This is a genomic window from Candidatus Nitrospira neomarina, assembly GCF_032051675.1.
Classification (GTDB): Bacteria; Nitrospirota; Nitrospiria; order Nitrospirales; family UBA8639; genus Nitrospira_E; species Nitrospira_E neomarina.
In genome coordinates this window covers 2,486,859-2,503,345 of the sequence record NZ_CP116968.1, presented here as the reverse complement: position 1 = coordinate 2,503,345, position 16,487 = coordinate 2,486,859, and the positions used below count along the sequence as shown (strand labels likewise).

14 protein-coding genes are annotated in these 16,487 nt (G+C 50.3%); 2 read left to right on the top strand and 12 right to left on the bottom strand.

Translation table 11 applies throughout. The features are described 5' to 3' along the window. The first annotated feature begins 3 nt into the window (after positions 1 to 3). Positions 4 to 780, top strand: a complete 777-nt coding sequence (locus tag PQG83_RS10835) for a CpsD/CapB family tyrosine-protein kinase (protein WP_312740773.1) — start codon at positions 4 to 6, stop codon at positions 778 to 780. A gap of 745 nt (positions 781 to 1,525) precedes the next feature. On the opposite strand, the gene PQG83_RS10830 is transcribed toward PQG83_RS10835, so the two are convergent. From PQG83_RS10830 to PQG83_RS10810, 5 genes are all read right to left on the bottom strand, one after another. After that, positions 1,526 to 2,200: a glutathione peroxidase gene (locus PQG83_RS10830; protein WP_312740771.1), complete on the bottom strand. Its 675-nt coding sequence runs from the start codon at positions 2,198 to 2,200 to the stop codon at positions 1,526 to 1,528. Positions 2,201 to 2,753: 553 nt separating this feature from the next. Then, positions 2,754 to 3,089, bottom strand: a complete 336-nt coding sequence (locus tag PQG83_RS10825) for a thioredoxin family protein (protein WP_312740768.1) — start codon at positions 3,087 to 3,089, stop codon at positions 2,754 to 2,756. Between the two features lie 445 nt (positions 3,090 to 3,534). Continuing rightward, complete coding sequence (locus PQG83_RS10820; RefSeq protein WP_312740765.1) at positions 3,535 to 5,199, bottom strand: ATP-binding cassette domain-containing protein; 1,665 nt, start codon at positions 5,197 to 5,199, stop codon at positions 3,535 to 3,537. Positions 5,200 to 5,217: 18 nt separating this feature from the next. Next, on the bottom strand, positions 5,218 to 6,660 hold the full coding sequence (locus PQG83_RS10815) for a TolC family protein (protein WP_312740762.1): 1,443 nt from the start codon (positions 6,658 to 6,660) through the stop codon (positions 5,218 to 5,220). A 58-nt stretch (positions 6,661 to 6,718) separates the two neighbouring features. Then, the gene (locus PQG83_RS10810) at positions 6,719 to 8,146 is read right to left on the bottom strand and encodes an HlyD family efflux transporter periplasmic adaptor subunit (protein ID WP_312740760.1); all 1,428 of its coding nucleotides are present in this window, start codon (positions 8,144 to 8,146) and stop codon (positions 6,719 to 6,721) included. 250 nt (positions 8,147 to 8,396) lie between these two features. On the opposite strand from PQG83_RS10810, the gene nhaR reads away from it, so the two are divergent. Beyond that, positions 8,397 to 9,323 (top strand): transcriptional activator NhaR, encoded by a 927-nt coding sequence (gene nhaR, locus PQG83_RS10805; protein WP_312740758.1) that lies wholly within the window; start codon positions 8,397 to 8,399, stop codon positions 9,321 to 9,323. A 142-nt stretch (positions 9,324 to 9,465) separates the two neighbouring features. On the opposite strand, the gene PQG83_RS10800 is transcribed toward nhaR, so the two are convergent. From PQG83_RS10800 to PQG83_RS10770, 7 genes are all read right to left on the bottom strand, one after another. Then, complete coding sequence (locus PQG83_RS10800) at positions 9,466 to 9,873, bottom strand: hypothetical protein (protein ID WP_312740756.1); 408 nt, start codon at positions 9,871 to 9,873, stop codon at positions 9,466 to 9,468. A 178-nt stretch (positions 9,874 to 10,051) separates the two neighbouring features. Continuing rightward, a complete protein-coding gene (locus PQG83_RS10795; protein ID WP_312740754.1) occupies positions 10,052 to 10,885 on the bottom strand; it encodes a hypothetical protein in 834 nt (277 codons plus the stop codon). Between the two features lie 148 nt (positions 10,886 to 11,033). Next, the gene (locus tag PQG83_RS10790; protein ID WP_312740752.1) at positions 11,034 to 11,387 is read right to left on the bottom strand and encodes a hypothetical protein; all 354 of its coding nucleotides are present in this window, start codon (positions 11,385 to 11,387) and stop codon (positions 11,034 to 11,036) included. A gap of 432 nt (positions 11,388 to 11,819) precedes the next feature. Continuing rightward, entirely contained in the window at positions 11,820 to 13,481 is a 1,662-nt protein-coding gene (locus PQG83_RS10785; RefSeq protein WP_312740751.1) for a cryptochrome/photolyase family protein, read from the bottom strand. A gap of 102 nt (positions 13,482 to 13,583) precedes the next feature. Then, positions 13,584 to 14,018: a thiol-disulfide oxidoreductase DCC family protein gene (locus PQG83_RS10780; RefSeq protein ID WP_312740749.1), complete on the bottom strand. Its 435-nt coding sequence runs from the start codon at positions 14,016 to 14,018 to the stop codon at positions 13,584 to 13,586. After that, positions 14,011 to 15,033: a cytochrome d ubiquinol oxidase subunit II gene (locus PQG83_RS10775; RefSeq protein ID WP_312740747.1), complete on the bottom strand. Its 1,023-nt coding sequence runs from the start codon at positions 15,031 to 15,033 to the stop codon at positions 14,011 to 14,013. Before PQG83_RS10775 ends, PQG83_RS10780 begins: the two co-directional genes overlap by 8 nt. Then, complete coding sequence (locus PQG83_RS10770) at positions 15,033 to 16,370, bottom strand: cytochrome ubiquinol oxidase subunit I (RefSeq protein ID WP_312740745.1); 1,338 nt, start codon at positions 16,368 to 16,370, stop codon at positions 15,033 to 15,035. The genes PQG83_RS10775 and PQG83_RS10770 overlap by 1 nt, the downstream gene beginning before the upstream one ends. Positions 16,371 to 16,487: the final 117 nt, after the last annotated feature.

The following is a 16,487-nucleotide window of genomic DNA, read 5'->3' as shown; positions in this document are numbered from 1 at the left end:
ATTATGAGTAAAATTTACGATGCTCTGCAGATTGCGTATGGAGAAAAGCTGGCTACCGGCAATGAAACAAAAAAGGAGCCAATTGAAGTTCCTTCTGTGTCGATCCCGTCTCCTTCTTTATTACAAGTTAGAAATACCACGTCTTGTCCAAGGCTTTATAACGAATCCGAATTGATGGTCATGGCACAAAATATTGCTGCACTACTTCCAAGTCCTGACAAAAACGTCATTCAGTTTATCGGGTCAAGAAGGGGAGAAGGCACCTCCACCCTCGTTCGGGAATTTGCTCTGGTTTCCTCTCAGCACAGCAATAAGCCGGTTCTTCTTGTCGAAGCTGATCTTATGCAGCCTTGTCAGTATCAGGCATTCGGGATCGAAGCTAAAACCCCTTTGGATCATGTATTAAAAGATGGGAAAGCGCTTGAGGGTGTCGTTTCTCAGGTTGAACAATCAAATCTTTTTCTAGCTACATTATCTTCTAAAGTTCAGTCGGCTCTTACGACACGCACTTTTTACAATCCTACTGATATGTGGAAAATTGTTCGTGAACAGTTTTCCCTCATACTCATAGATTCTTCTCCGGCCAATGTCACAGCAGATAGTTTGGCACTTTGTGAAACGGTTGATGGTATTGTGCTGGTAGTTGAAGCCGAACGAACCCGTTCAGCTGTCGCAAAAAAAGTCAGAGATCAGATTCTTATGCAGGAAGGAAATCTTCTTGGCATGGTATTTACGAAAAGGCATTTATATATCCCAGAATCTCTTTATAAATTCATCTAGATTTTTCTTTTTTTTCTAATTCTGCTTTTTTCTCCTCATTCGTGTGATTACCTATTACTTCCTCCATTGTTTCCTTTAAGAACACATATTCAATAGAATCAGTCATCTTCGGACGTCTTCCCTTTCTAACCTTTCAAATTTCTGTCCCTGGTTTGGACTGCCTTCCAATTATAATATGATCATGTTGGAATTGGTGCCACTTGATTGAAATAGCCTAAATTATCTTTTAGGGGGCAGAAGACAGAAACACATCACGACGTAGGAAAATGTAACCTCCAAAGATCAGGCTGACTAGAATCATGGTTGTCCGGGTGGAATGGAATCCTTCGATTACTTGGGTTGTCAACTCACTGAGGCAGCCGAGACCAAGATAGAGTAAGTAACCCCAGAATGCCCATAAGGTTTTTTTCAAAAAACCATATCCCAATACCCAATGGATAAACGGGTGTTGGTATTTCACAAATTCTCCTGCCCATCCGCTAAATGTAGTTCCGAAAACCTTGAGTGCATAGTGAGGGTAGCTTGCTATCCACACTAAATCCAAGGTGCCTGCCAGGAATAAAAGCATCCCAAACATTTGGATATCCCGTCCCTGGCTCAGGAAAGATCGGAACGGATGTTTCTGAACAATCATCTCCAAAAAAAAGAGTCCAACGAAGGAAATTTGCTCACAATTGGGAATACACTTTTGTTCAGCAATGATTGGTTCTATGAGTAGCAATAATATTAAGAAACGATCTTAGATTTAAGAAGATTGTAAGGTGTTTTCTATATCGTTCACGATTGCTGGCGACAGTGGCTTCTGTCGAGGATCATACCGGGCAATGACAGTTCCTTTTCGGTTGATAAGGAATTTTTGAAAATTCCATGTGATCTCACCTTTAAAGTTGGTGTCTTCGGTGAGATAACGATAGAGGGGATGCTTCTGTTCTCCCAGCACAGTGATTTTGCTAAACAACGGAAATTCCAAGGAATACTTTGTATAGCAAAATTCCGCGATTTCCTTGTTGTCTCCAGGTTCCTGTTTGCCAAAGTCATTCGCGGGAAAGGCCAGAATCGTAAATCCCTGATCACGGTAACGTTCATATAACGTTTGCAGTCCGGCGTATTGCGGCGTATTTCCACAAAAGCTTGCCGTATTTACGATCATAACGACCTGTCCTTTGAACTCGTTGAGAGAGCGTGGTTTATTCTCAATATCTTCCATGGTGAAGTCGTATAATTGTGCTGCCCGCTTAGTCTTTGTGATATCAAATGTTGATGATTGTTGGTCTGAAGGGCTTACTTGAGGTGGAGGTTCATTGGCAACGGCTTCCCCTAATGAGGTGGTATAGTCTTGGCCACATCCGCCAAAGGCTATCAGACCGCTCAAGCTGGCTAATAGTGCATAACGCGGAGCGAATGAATTGGAGTATGGCATGTTAGATCCTCCTCAAATGATCGACAATCCGACCTACTCTGACTCCAGTGTAATCCTCAATTTCAGGTCAGGGCAAATGGCCTGGATGAAAATGTCAACAGTGGCATCATGTAATCGGACCTTTTCCTAATAATCACAGACAGGGTTCGAGGGAAAGGCGAAGACATCGGAGGTTGAAAACTTTCATACAGACCAATCGAGTGAGTGACCCCTCCAGAAACAAGTTTTCGCAAAAAAGCAAACCCGGAAATCTTACCCATCGATCATCAGAATCCGTTTCCCCCCTGTCATGACAGTTTGATTCAGGAACCAATGTTTTCAATAAGGATAAATGCCGTTTTAAATATCATATCGTTTTAGTTTTTCCGGTGTGTAAGGAAAAGAATGAAACATTAGACAATTTCCCGTGAAGAGAGGCTATGTAAGAGGATGGAGACAGGCAAGGTGAAGGAAGGAATCTTTCATAGGTATGAGCCAGGCAAGGACCAGGCAAGTGTGGAGCCTTTCTGATGTACGTCGTTTTGTAAGCATCGGTGAAAATTTCCATTAACCTTTAGCCCGGGTGTGAATCTTCAAGCCAAGGAAAGACTTGCTCGAGGATCTGGTCTTTCTTGCCGACTCCACCAATGAATTGCTTGAATTCCCCATTCACAAATAGGGCTAAGGTGGGAAGAGATTGAATCTCTAATTCGCCGGGAATGAGGAAATTCTCCTGAACGTTCATTGCGAGAATGAGAAGGCGTTTCCCAAGATCTTCCTGGATGTGCTCCAATTCTTTGGCCAGAGCGTGGCAATGTCCACAGCCTGGTTGCCAAAATTCCACCAAAACCGGCACGGTCGACCTTTCGATTATCCCATCAAATTCGCGGTCTTCAATGTTTGCAATCATATCATTCAGCTATGCTGATTCTTAAGCCTGACGAATTGGATTTCTTAAAACATGCGTCGCCCGACACCAGGGTGACATTACTTCGTGACAATTGGGTTTCGACAATCGGGGATTCGGGTCTGACAAAAGGAACTATTCTTGTTCAACTATTCTCCCAGGTAGCAGGAGAAATCGAACGAAGCTCCAAAGAAACATTTCCGGGAATGGGTGGCTTCAAAGCCTAGAACGCCTCTTGGAATGTTTTGTTGGAAACCGCTCCCGAATCGATACAGGAACTTTTTACTACCCGGTGCTTTCAAATGACCAACCCGCAATCCCATTTAGGTTACTTGAACGGCGGCCACTTGACCTGCCGGATGTCTGCCGATACATAAAAAATCAGCTTCTTTGGTAATCATCAGCCTGAACGATTTGGGTTAATTAAGATTTTCCTAAGAACCACCTGTTATTCCAATACAATACTGTGCTGCACAAATTTTTTAATATTGGAATCGGTAGTAACGATAACAATGGTCCAAGGACATTTCGTGTCGCAAATCGCGTTCAGAATTGACTCCCTCCGGGAAGCAAAAATTTCATGAAGACCCCCATCGATAATGACCAATTTCGGACGGGCGATCAGGGCACGGGCCAATAAAATTTGAATCGTTTGACTTGGAGAAAAGTTTTTTCCGCCGTACTGAACCATACCTTGTAATCCGTCAGGAATGTGTTCGATTTCCTCCTGTAAGCCCACCAAATCCAAAACCCACAACAAATCTTCTGTGGCCAGATTTTTTCGTCTCAGGGTGATATTTTCCATCAGGGTGGCCTCAAAGAGGGTCATATGTCGACTCAAGACGAGGCCGCGGGTTTCATTGACGTCATCGGGGTGGAGATCCCGGACATCGATGCCATTGTACCGGATGGATCCTTGCGGTGGATGATCCAATCCGGCCAGCAGCCTGGACACTGTCAGCCGTTGGGATTCCGTGACACAGACGATGGCCCATTTTTCACTCGGGGCAAGGTCCATGTTAAGTTCCAGCGTAGGTGGCCATGGGGGGGGCAGGCCCCGTACATGGGAGATGGAAAGTGCCAATCCTTGTGGTGAGCCAGTGGCCGGAAGCTGGACAAATTGAGTTGTCGGTCTTTGATCCTTGGGGAGAGAAAAAATATGATGAATTTCGGTCAAGGCCGTTAAAAAATAAAAGATGACATACGTGCGTTTGATCACCGATTCCAGATTTAACAGGAGGGTGGCAATAATGACTTCCGCAGCGACGAGTTGACCGAGCGTCAGTTGCCCCTGGCTCATCAACCAGCCTGCCGTGCCCAACAGGCCGGTGTGCAGAATCACCTGAAGGAGCAGGGATCCGATGTATTGTCGAACAAGAATGCGAAAACGCGCTTGTCGGGTATTGACGTACGTATGGGCCAGGGAATCGGCTTTTTGCAGTATAAGGTCGCGGCTCAGGCTGGATTTAAAATGGCTGAGGTTGTCGGCAATCTCCTGAAACCAATGGTAGGTGTCATATTTTGCCTCGGACATGTGTAGGGTAGCCTGGAGTCCTCCGTGCCCCAATATGGCAATGAAGCCCACCGCGAGCAAGAGGAGAAGATCAAAGAAAAGAAAATACGGGTGATACAAGGCGAGCAAGGTCATGCCGATGACTCCTCCGACTGCCACATTGGTCAGATCCACCAATAACGCGGCGACGGCTCGCTGCATAAAGATAATTTCAAAAAACCGGCTGGCGTATTCACTCCGAAATTGAGTTTCCTGAATCGATGGCAAGGTTCGCGCAAAGGCCAGAGTGAACCGGACAAAGATACGGCGTTCAAGAAGATCCGTGGCGAAAAATTGAAGGGCTTTGAAAATCCCGACAAATAAAAGAATACCGGCCATGATACTGACCAAGGTGACCACCATGATTGGTTGAATGGCGAAAGCGAAGGTATTCACCAGTTCCTGTACGGTGACAGGAACAATCAAGGAAAAGAGGCCCACGGCCAAGGCATACATGATGATCGTGAGCAGGATTTGGCGTTCCTGTCTGAAAAAGGTCGCCACATGTTGAAGCACTTCCTGATTCAAGGATCGTTCGGAATGGGGAGAGCCATTGTGCATCGCGTGTCCTTGACGTCCTCAGGTTACAGGTTGCGTCCATTCGCCGATAGCCCATGAATAAAAAGCTTTGGCTTGTTGATATTCGGCCTGTGCCTGAATGTGAATGATTTGGGCTTCGATCACATTGCGCTCCCGGAGATTGACAAACAGTAGATTCGTGGCACCCATTTGAAAGCGCTTTCGTTCACCCTTCACCAGGGAACGGGCATAGGCGAGGGATTGAGATGCCGCCTCTATGCGCTCTTTCGCCCGGTCCAGGGCCGAGCGGGCGTTTTCGATATCCAGGGCCACCTGCTGTACCCGATACCGTTGTAGCCACACTAATCGTTCAGCCTTGGCCTCTAATTGAAGCTTTTGGCCGGTGGCGTCCTGTTGAAGAAATGGAAAACTCAATTGCACGCCAAATCGGTACCCCAGCCCCAGCACAAACTCTCCGGGTTTGCGTGTGGGTTCGGCTTCCGCACGAAGATCAGGGAGCAAGTTGTTTTTGGCCACGCCAAGATCAATGTTGTTACGTGCGGCTTCAAGGGACACTTGAAGAATTTCGGGTCGGCGCTGTTGGGCCAGCTCGGTTTCGGGATCTCCTCCTGCCTGCTGGCTTGACGCATTGAACGCCGGGAATTCAGGGATCGAATACCGGTCGAAGGAGAGAAGGGCATTATTGTTCCAGGTAAACAGGGACAGTTTGAACTGTTCCTGTTCGGCTTCCCGTTTGGACTTAATGAGGTTTTCCAATCGACGTTGGACTTCCTGGTGGGCTTCAGTGACGTCAAATTCTGCGACAGCCCCTGCCGCAGCCTGACGGGTGAGTTGCTGCAGACGGGCCTTGGCCACGTCCAAGGCTTCCTGCTGCAGTACCACAATCTTCCCTGACCCGACCCATTTCCAAAATTGCGTCGCCGCACCCAAATACAGGTCCTGACGTGTTTGTTGAATGTTCAGGGTCGCTTCCTGTTCGGCGAGTTTGGATTTTTCCAATTCGCCCCGTTCGGGGTTGGTTCCCAAGCCCCGAAGGAGAGGCAAAACGATACCGAGGAGAGGTTGATTCGTGCGTTGAACTCCAAGGTCGGCCACCTCTACGTCTCCGATACCGGTGCGCCAGCCTGCAAACCCTTGAATTCCCCAGGGATGGCGGGCCTGGATCAGCGTGTCGTTAAACCCCACACTCTTGGTCTGCCCGTCTTTCACGAGCCGTTCCAATTCCCAATCATTGACCAAGGTCGGTTCAAATGCTCCCATGGCTTTTAATAATTTGCCTTGCGCTTCCAGTTTTTCCGTCCGGCTTCCATGCAAAAGAGGATGTTGGGTTTCCACGAGTGTGAGCACGGTTTCCAGATGTAGCGATCGGGATTGCTGGTTTGGCGTAGGCGTGACGTCCGGTCCCGGAGCAGCCCGGAGAAGGGGCGCAAGCAGTTCTAAAATCCCCAAGAGGCCTAACAGGATTACAAGTGGTCTTGCCATGGGTGGTCCTCCCTTGTGATGGCCGAGAGTGAATGGTTTGGGATCTACCAAGTAGAAGTTATTTTCCGGGTCTTCCGGCCTTGGGAAGAATGGACTGTGGCAAAGCTATGCCATGTTCCTGGTAGTCAGCCGGGAAAAGGTTCACGCGGCGCCAAAGTTCATACCAGAGAGGTACGCGGTTCAACAGGACCCAACCCATCACTTGGGTGCCTTGCCGGACTTGATTTTGCGGCGGCCAAGGTGAGCCTGCCGGATCTGGAACCACCCAGAACCGGAAGCGACCTTGTGCGTCCGATGTCTGATCCACGACACGAATGCGGCCATCGAACGTGCCCGCCATCAATTCAGGCCAGGATGGTAAGGGAATGGCTGGTATGCCCTGAAACATCAGAAGCACGTTTCGATCCTGTTTGAGCAGTGGGGCATCCAGGGCGTCCGCCCACATCTCCACGGCACGAGTGGCGGTGGTTGGAACGATCGTGACCAACGGATCGCCGGGATGTACGATTTCACCAGGTCCCACCCGGGCCATTCGCACCACTGTCCCATCCATGGGGGCGGTAATACGGCTGGCTGCCCGTCGCTGCACAGCATTGGACTGCGTCAAAGCCAGGTCGGCCAATTCCTTCGAGGCATTGGCGGCTTCCGCCAGCGCCGAGGCCCGTTGTGAGCGGGTGTCAAGAATTCGTTGAACCAGCTCTGCTTCAATTTGAGTCCGCCCATACGACAGGGCCTGTCGTGATTGGCCCACTTCCTGAAGAGCCGCTTCACTGGCTCTGAGTTCGGCTTGAGCGGCCGCTTCCGCTTGAATGGCCAGCTCCAGATCCCGCCGGGAGAGGAGGCCTTCGGCTTCTAACACCTGCGAGCGCTGTAAGTTCAGTTGAGCCGTCTGGACTGATATTTTTGCGGCCGCCAACCGTTGTTCGACACTTTGAATCCGCCGGGAGGCTTCCTGCACCCGGGAATCGGCCGAGCGAGTCGCCGCGTCGCTCAGCTTTTTCATTTCCTCGATTTGTTGCTCCAATAACTGGGCCCGGGATAACGCCGCTTCCCGTCTCTCCTCTAGAGCCACCCTGGATTGGTCCAGGCGTGACAACAGATCGGGAGCAAGAAATTTGGGATCGACATCGGCAAGTTCAAGCAGGAGATCACCTGTTTGTACCATAACCCCTTCGTTGATTTTCCAGGTCATGATGCGCCCTTCTATGGGAGCATGAACTTCCTGCGGTCGTTCGGCAGGGGAATAGGCCGATAGTTGGCCCTGAGCGGTTATCGTTTGGGTCCATGGAACGAAGACAAGAATAAGAGTGAACAGAAGAAAACAACCGGTGGCGAGACGGGTCGCGGTGTACAATTTCGTCGGAATTTTCACCGCCGCCCATGATTCATACTGTGGAGGACGACCAGTGACGCGTAGCGAAGAAAGATCCTGGCGAGAAACGAGTTGAGGGCCGGATGATTTTGTGGGTAAACGCTCAAGAGCCATCGGTTACTGTTTGTCCGCCAAGTTTCCTGGGGATTCACCCCACCTGTCCCACCGCTTCTCTAGAGGGAACGAAGAAACGGGATCATATACCGGAATGTAGTTCATCGATATCTTAATCGGATATGTCATATTAGGGTCTTCTGATCGCAAAGCCAAGTCCCGGCATACTCTTCAATATCCCCTCATCAACATTGGTTGTTGACATAAACAAATTCATATTTTCTTCTTGAATCATTTAAAAACTGAATGTATGCTTCCGTACATGGAATGGTTAAATTACCATCATCTTCTGTATTTCTGGGTGATCGCGCGTGAAGGCAGCATTAAGCGTGCTTGTGAAGAGCTGAACCTCTCCCAACCTGCGTTGAGTGCTCAGCTTCGTGCGTTGGAAGAGTCCCTGGGAGAAAAATTGTTTAATCGGGTCGGACGAACCCTGGTCTTGACGGAAATGGGACAGGTGGCCTACCGGTATGCCGAGGAAATCTTTTCCCTGGGGCAGGAATTTACCAACCTTTTGAAAGGTCGACCGACTCATCGTCCTTTGAAATTAGTGGTAGGCATTGCCGAAGTGGTCCCCAAAATGGTGGCCTATAAACTGCTGGAATCGGTATATGCCCTTCGCGAGCCTGTGCAAATTGTCTGTTGGGAGGGACGGTTGGACAGGTTATTAGGAGAATTAGCCTTGCATGCGTTGGATCTCGTGTTGGCGGATACCCCCATTCCCGCCACTGTCAAAATCCAAGGGCACAGTCACCTTCTGGGAGAATCAGAGGTGGCCGTATTTGCGATGAAAAAAATTGCGGCGAAATATCGAAAAGGGTTTCCCAAATCGTTAACCGGAGCCCCATTTCTCCTGCCGACGAGTAATTCGATACTTCGTCGTGGGATGGATGAGTGGTTCGCACGCATTGGAATCGTTCCCAGAGTGATCGGGGAATTTGAAGATAGTGCCACCATGAAGGCATTCGGAGGGGCCGGCCAAGGCATTTTCCCGGGATCGGCTGTCATGGCCAAAGAGATTGCCCGGCAATATGCGGTGCAAAAAATCGGAATCGTTTCAGGTATCCGAGAGCAATTCTATGCCATCTCGGCTGAGCGACGCCTTAAACACCCTGGTGTGCTGGCCATTGTCGACTCAGCTGAAAAAACCATTTTTCGACGCTCCGGTTCAGCCTGAAAAGATTTTGTGAATTTCTCATTTCGTGGAAATACCTCAAACGACATGCTGTCTGGCTTCCCCCTTTCCAGTGGAGCAGATCCAGGCCGAAAGTCTTTGACTCTCACTACCCTCTACACATTTGGTATGTCTTTTCTTTGGCTTAAGGACCTTCAGGACTTTTGAAGGCTAAGAGACGTTGACCTTCCTGCCGGTGCATGACGGCTAAATCCCGGAGCTCCCGAGCCGATTTCCAACGTGCAGAGGCCACATGCATGAGCATGGTCCGATGAAACCCTTTGGGATCCATATGCGGCTTAAGCATAAGGGAGGCCGCCCGCTGTTCGATGCGAACGGCTTCACTTTGTAACTCATCGGCCTGTTGATCATAGAGTTGTGCCATCTCAAGTAGATCGTTTCCGGTCCAGGGCTTCACATCTTCTGTCTCAGGTGCAGGCATGGCATAAGTCATCGGGGAAGACAAAAAGTTTTGTGAGGATGGTCCTGTAAAAAAGAACACCAGCCCCGCTCCTCCCAAAACCCCCATCAACACATACGCAAAGACTTTCATGTTGATCTCTCCTTGTTGGGTTAAAATTTTTGAAACACGACGAATACGAAATGTTAACAAAAAAAATTATCAGAGTCCCTTTTTAGAAAGCTATTTTGGGGCCGCAGGGAACCATTATGACCCCACGTCGGGTTGTCTCCATCCTTCATTCCATTCAAGACGGGGAGTTTGTATCTGTTTAAGAAGTCCGGTTGGAAGGAGTCGGTGCACCGACTCCGTCAGTCCACTGTTGGGCCAATTTCATGACTGCCTGATCAAGGGCCTCGTGTAATGCGATCATTCTGACAGTCTCAAGAGCCTTTCCTTCTTCAGGATAAATCGGACTGGTCATGGCGGATCCTCTTACTCTGGGATACCGGTTGGATGCCAGAGGAACATCCAATTGTTCCAAAGTTGCATGAGAGCGGCCTAGTGCACGGAGAAGTAATTTCCCCGACTTGATGTCTAACAAACCTAATTCGATCGTCGCGTGGTTTTCCGTCTGCTGACCGTTGAGCCGACTGACTTCGGGGAGAAGATCAAGCTGGGCCGGTCCCGTGATTTCCTGGTTGGCTGTTAGGAGTATCAAGGCCACCTCAAGATCCCTGGTGGCTCTCAGTCCGTCAAGTAGGCTGACTCTATTTCCGGAGGGGATGTCCTCCAGACGAATGACCTCTTCCACGGAGAGGGGAATCTGGTTTTGAACCTCCTGCTTCACCCGGGCCGCGAACTGTAACCAGCTATTGTCGGACAGCGCCTGGGTGGTCCGGGAGTGGTCTGAGGACATGACGATGACCATCCCAGCCGGGAGCCGGTCTTGAGATTGAATTGAAAGCTTTTCCTGGATAATCGACGAAGAATTCAGTTCTTTTTCAAATTGCGTCTCCAGCCCGAGAGAAGAAGGGCCGGCACATCCGCTCGTCCAGGCAAGGGCTAAAGTCAGAAGAGGAAAAATTCTCGAGCAGCAAGATTGAGCGGCCGTTGTTAAATCGTCACATGTCCGGCCGGTCACGGATGGGTTATGGATACGCATGATTTGGATCTCCTCTTCAGTTTGAGTCAGATTTTGTGTAATGGTTGTTGTACAGGTAGGGGTTGGTTCGGAAGATCTCCATGATGGTAATGAGGAAGAAATGGTGGGAGGAACATTTCACCGAAGTTTCCTCCCACCCAACAAAGCCCTATGCGAGGGTCCAATCGACCTCCTCTTCCTCTTCACTGCTATCGTTACTGGCCAATGTCCAATCGGTCTCATCCTCGTCCGCAGCATCGGACTCACCATGGGCCAGAGTCCAGTCAGTTTCATCACCGCTAATGTCTCTGCTAACTCTGTCGGCCAGTGTCCAGTCCACCCCTTCCTCCTGCTTATCCGCCTCGGTGGCCATGATCCAGGTGAATTTGCCGTCGAATAAAGGCAGCTGCCCGCTGCCTTCCTTACCCCACCCTGTGCCCATTTGAGGCCAAGCCAACAGTCCGGCAAGAGCTAACGCAAACGTGAAACTGAATGCTTTGGTTGTTGTCAGTCGAGTGCTCATTTTCGAATCCTCCATGTAAAGTAGACGGCCAACCGTCCTTGTTGTGAAGGCTTTATATATTCCTCCGCTATATAACAATTATTAGATACTAGTTTTACATGTATAGACAAATACATAAAAATTCATATAATCATAAAAAAAATGGATGATGAAAAATGTTCGTAAATTCTTGATAATGAAGAGTGGCTTGGGGGGTAGGATAAGTGTTTTTTCAGATCTTATCGAATATTGCCTGTCCATTCGGCTCCCGGCCCAAAGCCTGGATGCTCATTCCTGGATGGGCCTTCAGCCTGGCCGTCATGGATTTCAATGAAAGTGTGCGAGCCTGTCCAAAGAAGTTTTTCCAGGCTGTTGAGGAACACACCAGGGAGGATCGGGAGCGGGGCAGTCAGGGTTTTTCGAGAAAGCGGGATAATGTGAGCATGGTGAAATTCATTCGAAAAGGAGCAGATGCGCAGGAGTTAGGCTTGTGGATTTTTCAAGTTCACGCCGCACCATGGTGAAGATTTGACGATCTTTACGAATGGTGGCCGGTCCTCGTTTCTGCAAGTTTCGAAGTGGCAGCATGAGGCGGGGATTTGATTGCAATTGCTTTTTGTGGCGCTCAAGAAAGGCCCAATATAAATTGGTAATGGGGCAATTCGTTTTGGGGTTGAAGGCGCATCCGGTGCAGAAATCACTCATACGATGGATATAGGCTGCTCCCGAAATATAGGGTTTGGTGGTCATGAAAGGACCCGTTCCAAAGGTTCCCATGGCCAGCACATTCGGTTCCACGACCCAATCAAAAGCATCAACGTAGGCCATCCAGAACCAATCGGTCAGTTCACGAGGAGACACATCGAGCAGAGTGGCAATATTCGCAAGGATCATGAGCCTGGTAATGTGGTGGGAATAGCCATGTTCCCAGACCTGACCGATCACTTGATCGAGACAATGGAGGCCGCTCGCTGTTCCCCAAAAGGCGGCGGGCAGAGGGTTCATGGCTCCCAAGAATGAAGGAGCTGCCCCTCCATCCAGATCGGGGACATGCCTGGAAGCCTTCCATTTTGGCCTAACCCATTTGTTGTATCCGGCATGACCGGGAACGTCTGCTTTGGGGAAGTGATTCCTGAACCCATCCGTTGCTTGATGAACATGCCGGACAAATTCACGCCAGCCTAGAACCTGCCGGATAAAACCTTCCTTGGAAGCCAAGGGGAGCTTTATGGCTTCGACGTCTTTAATAACCCGCCAGGGCAGCAAACGATGAATGTTGAGGAGAGCGGCCATACGGGTATGAAAGAGCGTCTGTTCTTTTTCCGCCATGGCATCTTCATAGGGACCGAAATGTGGGAGACAATGTGTTTTGGCCCAGCGCCATTGCCGGAGGGCATCTTGTTTTGTTCCCGGGAGGAATTCCGGGTGAAGCGTGCCGGGGTGGTCGGCAAATTTGGATTCAACTAGTGTGACGACCTCGGTCTTGATCGGATGGGGCGGAAAGCGGAATTCCTGAGTAGGGCACGGGTTTCCTTTCCAGGGATTACGATTTTCGGTATCGAAACTATATTTTCCGCCCATCGGGCGGGGACCTTCCATCAGGATGCCGGTGTGTTTTCGAACGAACCGATAGAAGGTATCCATGCGCCAGGGAGGCTCTTTCCCCGCGCCCTCCTCAAAGTCATGTCTGGAGGTTAACCAACCTTCATGAGGAATAAAGGTGACCAAACCCCTTTTGACGAGCGGATCAAGATCCTGCCTGACTTCCAGTTCCGCGGGTTCCATGACCCGCAAAGAGCCTAATTCCCGAATGAGGGGTTTTAACGTTTCTCGCAAGGGTTCGGGGGTCGTTTGGTAGCGAACGGCCACACCCCGCTTCGCCTGTTCGAGTGCGAAATGACGCAGGTTGAGAAGATGAAAGGCGATTTTTTGTTTGTGGTAGGGCCTTCTTTTTAGTTTCCAATGCGACTCGATGAACACAGCACCAAGGCCCTGAGGATCTTCCCGGCTCAAGGGGCCAATGTCATCGGAAAGTTGGTCCTCTAAAACGAGAATCCAGCTCCTCCCGTTTTCCCCCGTTCCAAAGGAGTTCAGTATTCTGAAAAATACATTCATGCTTGGTCCGACCATCCCGGAGTCAGAAATGAAACAGGGCTCAGGCGATCTCTGCATGAGCCAACCACATGAATACCGTTGCAATCCGTTCGAGGAAGTCGGTCAGCCGCGGCCGGTCAGGCGTAACCGGTTTCTGGCAAACCAGTCATACGCCCGAACCAGAAGTTTGTTGATCGTGGGCCGCCGGGCCAATCGTGCGAGCGTGCGCAATCCGATGGCTTCCCACATTTCCCTGAACACCTCCACTCCGGTAATGAGCGTTCCATCTGCCCACCGGGCATGAATGACCTGGCCCAAATCACAGGGGCTCAATCTGTGTTCTGCCGGATGGTAGGAGGAAGCCGCAAAATCGATGAATTCCAGATGTTTCTTCCGGTTGAATATTTTCATGAGATCGATCTCACGACGACAAATTGGACAGTCGCCATCAAAGTACACGGTCAAGGGATAGGGTTTGGTTCCCCCGGAATGGGGCATGACCTTGGGGTGCACATCTGGGGATGTTTGGCAGTGTCCCGTAGAGGCCTTCTTATCCATGGTGCCCCTTATGCCGGAACAAGGTGTTCCCTTTAAAAATTCGAAACAGATAAAACAGTGAAGGGAACAGCAACAGTGTGCCAACCAATAACGCCCCTGCGATAAAATGCAGGGTGACCTCGGGAGCGGCAGTATTGAAGACCGTCAGGTTGGGGGGGATCAAATAGGGGAATTGTGCGATGCCCCATGTCCAAATCGTCAGGGTGACTTGCAGGATAGCAAAGGTCCGTGCCCACCAGTAGCGCTGCGTGAGGAGCAATAGGATAGCTGCAATCGTCAAACTGCCGACGCCGAGTTGAATGAACACTCCCCAGAGGCTGGTCGTCAACTCTCCCCAGAGTCGCGGCGCCCCGGACCTTCCCAGGTACAACACGGCTTCTTCCAGTATGCCCGCCAGGAGGACTGCAGTAATCGCCCGTTTCCGGAAAATCTTCTGCAGTGTGGGATCACGGGTTTCCACAAGAAGGTACGTGGCTGCCAGATAAGAAAACAGCAAGAGGGTCAACAATCCCATGCCTAACGGAAAAGGTTGCAGCCAGGGAGCGATGAACCCATCAAAAAAGCTTGCAGGGTTGACGGGAAAGTGGCCGGTGGTAATGGCGCCAATGATCATGCCCAGAAGGAAAGGGCTGATGAAACTGGAAATGGCAAACAGTTGATCCCACCTGAGGTGAATGTCATCATCTTTAATATCATAGTGACGAAAGGCAAACGCTGATCCGCGAAGGACGATGCCGATGACCAGGATAGTCAGAGGAATATGCAGTGTGGTGGAAATATGCACATACGCCTCTGGGAAAGCCGTGAAGACGATCGTCACGATCAGAATCAACCATACATGATTGGCTTCCCAGATCGGTCCGATGGCTTCCCCGATCAACTGATGTTGCGCCCGCCTGGTGGGACCTCTGGCCAGGAGGTGCCATACCCCGGCTCCAAAGTCTGCCCCGCCGAGCAAGGCGTAAAACGTCAGGGCGATCAGTAAGACATTGGCAAGAGCGATTTCCAGTTCCATTAGACCGGTTGCACCTCCTCCCGCGGGGAAGTCATCTCAAACTGATCGGGAGTGGCTGCGACATGGCGCCACATCAACCAGATCACGATACAGGCCAGGAAAATATACAAAGCGCCAAAAATCATCAGGGGAATGATCAATCCCGGCATGGGTGTGACGGCGTCTGCGGTTTTCAGATAGCCCACAATGACCCAGGGTTGCCGGCCCACTTCCGTTGCTACCCAACCGGCTTCGATCGCCAAAAAGCCTAATGGGGTTGCCAACACCATCGCTTGGAGGAATCGCCGGCATTGATAGAAAGAGTTCTTCTTGTACATAAGCCAGAGGCCCCAGAGAGCCAGGCCCATCATTAAAAATCCGATGAACACCATGAGTTGAAACGCCGTTCGGGTAATTCCAATAGGGGGCCAGTTTTCCTTGGGGAAATCCTTGAGACCTATCACCTGACCGTTGGGATCCGATGTGACGAGTAAACTCAAGGCATAAGGGATTTCCAGCACATAGTCAAACATTTCTCTTTCTGAATCCCAAACTCCGCCGATTCGAAACGGCGCGCCCTGTTGCGTCTCGACCTGGGCCTCAAAGGCCGCCAATTTTAGGGGTTGGAATTCTGCCACCCGTTTGGCGAGGAAATCTCCGCTGAGCGGTTGAAGAATGGCGCTGATTCCACCGATGACCAAGGCAATTTGTAGAGCCGATTGATGAAACGCATTGCCGGGTTGGCGGAGAAGCAGAAACGCATGAATGCCGGCCACCGCAAAACCAGTAGCCGCAAACGCGGCAAGGATCATGTGCGGGGCCTGCAATAAACCCGAGGGATTGAAGAGGGCGGCAACGGGATCGATGTTGGCCGGAATTTCGCCATGCATCATAAATCCTCTTGGGGTATTCATCCACCCGTTTGCCATGACGACGACGACCCCGGACATGATTCCACTCAGCGCCACCACGCCTCCTGCCGCGAGGTGTGCACCCGGACTCACCTTTTGCCATCCATAGAGATAGATCCCGAGAAATATGGCTTCCGTAAAAAACGCAAACCCTTCGATGGCGAAGGCCGGTCCAATGATGGGACCGGCCCATTCCATAAACCGGGGCCAGAGTAGTCCCAATTGGAACGACAACACGGTGCCTGTTACGGCTCCAATGGCAAAAAAAATGGCCGTGCCTTTGGCCCAGCGTTTGGCAATGATCAGGTAGACGGCTTTCTCCGTTTTCAGCCAACGCCATTCGGCCACAACCATCAGAAGAGGCATGGCCATGCCCACAACCGCAAAAATAATGTGAAACCCCAGCGACATGGCCATTAGGGACCTGGCGGCGATTAGATCACTCATGTGAATATCGATCCTTCCGGGTTATGCTTGGGTTGTTCATAATGTTTCGATCTCTTTTTGAAAAAGGAGCTTTGACCATATTTCCCACCGGTCTTGATCTGTCAGTCGTACCAAAAT